Source organism: Vibrio sp. 10N.247.310.17 (assembly GCF_041466605.1).
Taxonomy (GTDB): domain Bacteria; phylum Pseudomonadota; class Gammaproteobacteria; order Enterobacterales; family Vibrionaceae; genus Vibrio; species Vibrio tasmaniensis_A.
Genome location: NZ_JBFSTC010000172.1, coordinates 1 through 4,195, shown reverse-complemented (window position 1 = coordinate 4,195; position 4,195 = coordinate 1). Strand labels below are relative to the sequence as shown.

Below are 4,195 nucleotides of genomic sequence, written 5' to 3'. Positions count from 1 at the left end.
GGGATTATCTGCTAACTGCAAGATCGTTCAAGTCTTCTTAAACGATCGGCATTAACTCAATGAGTGGCTTTTTGGTCTTTAGGTTTCTAAGAAGTTTAAGCTTGTTGTTTCTCTAGCTCAGCTTCTTTCACTTCGTCTTTGATTAGAGAATCAACGATTACCGCACATGCTGCATCACCAGTGATGTTCAGAGCAGTACGAATCATGTCGAAGATACGGTCTAGAGCGAATAATAGAGGTAGACCTTCGATAGGGATACCAGCTGCTAGAAGAACCGCAACCACTAGGAAAGAAGGACCTGGAACACCTGCTTGACCAACTGCGCCTAGCGTAGAGGTTACGATGATAGCAACGTAAGCGCCCATAGACAGGTCGATGTTGAACAGCTGTGCAAAGAAGATAGCAACCAGGCCGTAGTAAATTGCATTCCCAGACATGTTGATCGTCGCACCAAGTGGCAGAACGAATGAAGCCGTAGAGTTGCGAACGCCAAGTTCTTTCTCTACCGTTTCCATTGTTACTGGTAGTGTCGCCATTGAAGATGCTGTTGATAGTGCAACCGCTTGAGGCTTCTTCATTGCCACTAGGAACTTCTTAGCTGAAGTCTTAGTGAAGATTTGAATCATCAGTGGGTAAGCAACAAAGCCGAAGATAAGAATCGCAGCGATGTAAACAATGAACAGCTTGAACACGACCATAAGCGCGCCAAAACCAAACGTACCTACTGCTTCAGCCATTAGGCCGAATACGCCAAGTGGTGCAATGATCATAACTTTGTTGATCATCCATACCATAGCGTCAACGATAGCATTTACACCGTTGATGATAGGGTCACGTTTCTCTTTTGCTTGTTTAGAAATCGCAATACCAAAGAATAAGCAGAAAACGAGAATTTGCAGAATGTTTGCTTCATTCAGTGATTGGAAAACGTTGGTAGGGATCATGCCAGTGATGGTTGCCCAGAACGTTGGAAGTTCGCCTTTCGCAGCGTATTCTGAAGAGAACATACCTTCAACGCCAGAAACATCGATACCACGACCGGGTTCGAACACTTCACCCATTACAAGCGCTAGTGCCACAGCAAGTGCAGACGTTAGTGCAAAGTAACCCAGTGTTGTTACACCGACTTTACCAGCCGATGAGCTATTACCTAGACCTGCAGCACCTGAAATTAGGGCAACTGCGACTAGAGGAATCACCAGCATCTTGATCAAATTGATGAAGATAGCACCCAGTGGAGCGAACATTGTTGCGCTGTCACCCATCATCGCGCCGACTGCTGTACCGATGATCATTGCAATAACGACTTGAATGCCAATATTGCTTAGTAAACTCTTTTCTTTTAACACTTCCATAACCTCTGTGCTACTAAATATAAAAATCCCAGAATTACTCACCAATGAACGATGTGCCATTGGATAAATATTTCGCGAAGAGTTTTACACGTATCCTTTACATTTATCAATATGAGCAGAGGTGAAAGTCTCTTAAAAACAGCAGGTGAATGGCTATTAGATGTTTTTTCACACCAAAGCAAACGTTTTCTTTGGTTTTTCGTTGTTCGGTTATTTGTAAGATTTATAAAAGTGTTTTTATTGATCGCTTTGTGAATGGATTGTGCTTCGCGTCGCTTGCTTACTTTTGTTAACATTTAATCCATATCTTTGCGTTTTTTCTATACAGATTAATCTGGCTGAAAATGATAAAGCTTGTTGTGGGAAATTTAGCCTGAACTATGCTTAAGGTATCTATTTATTACCAAGATGTTACCTCTGCGCTTTAAATAAAACGTCTATCTAGCATCTCAGTTGTAAGGAGAGGGGCTATGACTTTTATATTAAAGTACTTGTTTGCGTTTCTTCTGTTGTTCAGCTCTGTGTTCGCTCAGGCCGATGATGTCTGGGTGATTGAGGTGAACGGAGGGATAGGTCCGGCGACCAGTGATTACCTCACTAGAGAAATAGAACAAGCTCACGATGAGCAAGCAAAACTCATCATTTTGAAAATGAATACGCCTGGCGGGTTAGATTCGTCGATGCGTGACATTATTCGATCCATCACCACCTCACCGATTCCAGTCGCTACTTGGGTTGGGCCTGCGGGTTCGCGAGCAGCGAGCGCCGGAACCTATATTTTACTTGCCAGCCACGTTGCTTCCATGGCGCCCGGAACTAATCTAGGTGCAGCAACCCCTGTGTCTCTTGGCGGTGGCAAAGCGCCGACTAATCCCTTGTCGCCTCAAGACGATACCAATAAAGACGATAGCACTTCTGCGAGTGAGCAAGACGCAACCAAACAAGAGAACTCAGACCAAGTAAAAGCCACCACAGCGATGGAAAAGAAAGTCATTAATGATGCAGCTGCCTACATCGTCAGTTTGGCTAAGCTGCACAAACGTAACGAAGAATGGGCAGAAAAAGCGGTGCGAGAGGCCGCAAGTTTGGATTCTGAGAATGCACTCTCGCTTAACGTGATTGATTTTATTGCCAGCGACCTTCAGCAATTGGTTGAACTGAGCAACGGACGCGTCATCACCATCAACGGTGTCAGTCAGGAAGTCCAACTGAGTGATGTTTCTTTTGTCGAGCGAGAACAAGACTGGCGCTTTAGTTTGCTTTCGGTGATCACTAATCCAAATGTTGCTTACATTCTGATGCTAATCGGTATCTATGGTTTGTTGCTTGAGTTCTATAACCCTGGCGTCGGCTTACCGGGTGTATTGGGCGGCATCTGTCTGTTATTAGCGATGTACTCCTTACAAATTCTACCGGTGAGTTACGCGGGCCTTGCTTTAATCCTATTGGGAATTGCCTTAATGGTGGCAGAGGCCTTTAGCCCGAGCTTCGGGATTTTCGGTTTGGGTGGCGTCGCCGCATTCACATTGGGCTCGATCATGCTGATGGATACCGAAGTGCCGGGTTATCAAATCGCATTGCCGTTAATTATCGGTATTAGCCTATTCTCTGTCGCTTTTATCGTTGTAACTATCTCTATGCTAGTCCGAGTGAGAAACAAGCCGGTGACTACGGGGATGGAAGCGGTTGTCGGCGACACTGGCAAAGTGGTAAGCGGCTTCCCCGGTGCGGGTCGAGTATTGGTTGAAGGGGAGATATGGCAAGCCAAATGCGCGAGTGAATTGCAAGCGGGGCAGCTTATTAGAGTGACCAAACTGACTGGGTTGTTGTTGGATGTTGAGGCGTTGCCCGATGAGACATCATCGAAATCTAGCTAGCGCGACATGCTAGAACAAACTTGATTGAATTATTTATTGCTTAACCATCGTTACCATTAGGGGGCGGTTATGTTTATACACACTATAGGTATTGTCATTGTGCTCGTTATCTTGCTGATAGCCAGCATGTTCAGAGTGCTGCGCGAGTACGAGCGTGCAGTGGTGTTCTTCCTCGGGCGCTTTTACGGCGTCAAAGGGCCGGGGTTGATTATCATCATTCCTTTCATTCAACAAATCGTAAGAGTGGATCTACGAACTATCGTGTTGGACGTACCAACACAAGATTTGATCACACGCGATAACGTGTCAGTGAAGGTGAATGCCGTGGTCTATTTTCGAGTGCTGGATCCGAAGATGGCGATCAATAACGTAGAGAACTACCTCGAAGCGACCAGTCAACTGTCACAAACAACGTTGCGTTCAGTATTAGGACAGCATGAGTTGGATGAATTGCTGTCTGAGCGAGAAGAGCTCAATAGAGACTTGCAAGCGATACTGGATCAACACACCGATAACTGGGGGATCAAGATTGCCAATGTCGAGATCAAGCATGTGGATCTTGATGACAGTATGGTGCGAGCTCTAGCTAAGCAAGCCGAGGCGGAACGTTCACGTCGAGCTAAGGTGATCCATGCAACAGGGGGACTAGAAGCATCAACCAAGCTGAAAGAGGCTGCAGAGGTTCTTAATCAAGCGCCAAATGCGATTCAGCTGCGTTACATGCAAACACTAACAGAAGTGGCGAATGAGCGAACCTCTACAATCATATTCCCAATGCCCATCGATCTGGTCGAGAAGATAACCGACCCGATCAAAGCGACGCTCAATGAGGCTGCGATTAAGAAAGCGATGAAAGCTGATGAGTAGTTAGCGTGAATGACGAGTTATAAAAAAGGCTCCACAGTTGTGGTAATGCCGTTCGGATAAGCATTATTGCTTGAACCTGAACGGATATTTGGCTGG

General features: G+C 45.7%; 3 protein-coding genes. 2 read left to right on the top strand and 1 reads right to left on the bottom strand.

All coding sequences use genetic code 11. The annotated features are described in order from the left end of the window. Positions 1–95: 95 nt before the first annotated feature. The gene (locus tag AB6D80_RS24315) at positions 96–1,415 is read right to left on the bottom strand and encodes a dicarboxylate/amino acid:cation symporter (protein WP_012604345.1); all 1,320 of its coding nucleotides are present in this window, start codon (positions 1,413–1,415) and stop codon (positions 96–98) included. A gap of 410 nt (positions 1,416–1,825) precedes the next feature. Between AB6D80_RS24315 and AB6D80_RS24310 the strand changes: the two genes are divergently transcribed. Then, a complete protein-coding gene (locus AB6D80_RS24310; RefSeq protein ID WP_372189865.1) occupies positions 1,826–3,232 on the top strand; it encodes a nodulation protein NfeD in 1,407 nt (468 codons plus the stop codon). 69 nt (positions 3,233–3,301) lie between these two features. Continuing rightward, positions 3,302–4,099 carry a slipin family protein gene (locus AB6D80_RS24305; RefSeq protein ID WP_372189863.1) on the top strand — a complete coding sequence of 266 codons (798 nt, stop codon included), beginning with the start codon at positions 3,302–3,304 and terminating at the stop codon, positions 4,097–4,099. Positions 4,100–4,195: the final 96 nt, after the last annotated feature.